The 2,209-nt window shown below is 45.5% G+C and carries 2 protein-coding genes; both read right to left on the reverse strand.

What is annotated here, in order from left to right:
• On the reverse strand, nucleotides 1-862 hold an 862-nt coding region (locus VF500_RS07005; RefSeq protein ID WP_330858982.1), incomplete at its 3' end, for a hypothetical protein.
• A 446-nt stretch (nucleotides 863-1,308) separates the two neighbouring features.
• Nucleotides 1,309-2,209 (reverse strand): HAMP domain-containing sensor histidine kinase (locus VF500_RS07010; RefSeq protein ID WP_330858983.1); only part of this gene is annotated, 901 nt, incomplete at its 5' end.

Raw genomic sequence — 2,209 nt, forward strand, 5'->3', positions numbered from 1 at the left:
TATCTTTGAACTTATCGTTTGGCTTTGAAAAATCATCGTTCCAGCCCCCATCGCCCGGTAATAATGGCGAATAGGTAGCCCAACCGGCATCAATAACCGAGAAAGGCTTATTGCTGTGATCGGTAACCAGTTCGGCCATCATGGCGGTTGTTTTTTTGATCAACTCGGCCGAGTTGTTGCCATATGCAAAATACCAGTCGTTAATACCATATACAGGTTGCTTCGGAATGCGCGGCTTTTCGCACATCATTTTACAAAAACGATGCGTTGCGGCAAAGGTATCTTCGTTGGTTTTAGCATTAGTAGTTATGATATCGGCGGCGTGTAGTTGTCTGTCGCCCAGCAATACGCCCACCCCACCCGAAGTTGTATCTAAAGTAAGTTCGATATTATCGGCATTAACGCCCCACCAGCAAATACTGTTAGCGCCTGTTTTTACGCCGAAACAAGCCGTTTGTTTATCATCATGTATAATTACATACCACGGATTTTTAATACCGGCGGCTATGGTTTTCCATTCCAGGTCGCCATAAGAACGTTCCCAATGATCGCCCAGGAATTTAGCTGAAGCAGAAGTGTTGTGTTTCCATTTTAGCCGTACGCTATTTAACTCCTGCTTAGGCGATGACACATAAACGCCAAGTGCATTGCCATTAGCTTTAAGGGTTACACTGAGATCTTTATAACTGTAATGAGATCCGCCCGAGGCCCTGAGCTTAACCCAGTCGGGGCCTGATTGCGCCCAAACTTCATCTGGGCTATTTATGATAGCGGCTCCGTTTGATGCCGAGTAAGTAAGCCTGCTGAAAAGCATTGCAGCCGCGGTAGTTGCAGAAATTTTAATAAAATGCCGTCTTTGCATAGTAAATGTAATTGCGATGTGGATTATCTGTTAAAGTAACATTTAAATTGGTTTACAACGTTACTAAAAGGATTAAGCAAAAACTAATACAATTATGGATTTTTATTGGCGTTACACAGCCTTGTCCTCTGGACTACATTTGCTGCGGCGGCCAGAGGCCGCTTGATAACTGCCACTCGGCTGGAGCCTACAGGTGTTGGGAAGATAAAAGTTGCCCGAAAAGCCTAATAAAAACCATGTCATTGCGAGCGCAGCGCGGCAATCTCGTAGCCAGTGCATGACCGATTTGTATGGCAACGAGATTGCCACGTCGCCCCAGCGCCTTTACCCATGCTGCTCCTCGCAATGACATGTTTTATTTAAATAGCATCACGTTATCCATTAATTTCCATCTCCCCAGTACATACTCTTTCAAGAGGAGGTTTAAGACCTCGTTAAAACGGCAATCAAAAATAAACCACAAACTCCGTTTGCCGTTCAGCAACGGTTTTCAGTGAAAACTCGAAACCATGGTTCAGCATGATCTCACGTACCAGGGTGAGGCCTATCCCCTGCCCGTCTTTTTTGGTGCTGAAGAATGGGGTAAACAAGTTGGCCTGCTGCTCGGGGCTAATGCCTTTGCCGGTATCGGTGATCACCAGCTTTTTCTCTTTGGTATTGATGGTAAATGTTACCGATCCTTTATCATCTATAGCCTCGATAGCGTTTTTTACAATGTTGATGAATGCCTGCTCCAGTTGCTGTTCATCGGCCATGATCTTAATTGGCTCTTCCGGTAAATTAAGATTAAGTGATACGCCTTTTTCTTCGGCGCGGATAGTCATCAGTTTAGTTACCGAGGTGATCAGTTTTTGCAATACCACAGGTTGCTTGTTGGCCTGCGGCAGCTTCACTAAATCGGCAAAGTTTCGCATGAACAGGTTAAGGTTCTGGTTCCTGTCCATAGCGATCTGGAGGGCATCTTTTATCGGGTCGAAATCATGACCGGCCCAAAGCTGGTCGGTTTTCATGGCCGACTGCATAATGGAGTTAACCGGGCCAATAGTGTTGTTCACCTCATGCGCCATCATCCTGATCACCTTGCCGTAAACTTTCTTTTCGGCAGCGAGAATCTCGGCTGTCAAATCTTCAAGCATAATAAAGTGGCGGGAAAATCCCCGGTCAATAAAATGTGATTTCTGCAATTTGAACGAATTGACACCGTCCAGTTTAACCACCTCCGTTTCGCCCGATTTAAGGGCTTTGATGTGCTTGAAGATAGGGTGAGCGAGCTCGCCAATTAATTCACCAATCACCGATTTTTCATCAATGCCGAGCACTTGCAAAGCTTTTGGGTTGACCTGCTGT

The organism is Mucilaginibacter sp. (genome assembly GCF_036383575.1).
In the GTDB taxonomy this organism is placed as follows: domain Bacteria; phylum Bacteroidota; class Bacteroidia; order Sphingobacteriales; family Sphingobacteriaceae; genus Mucilaginibacter.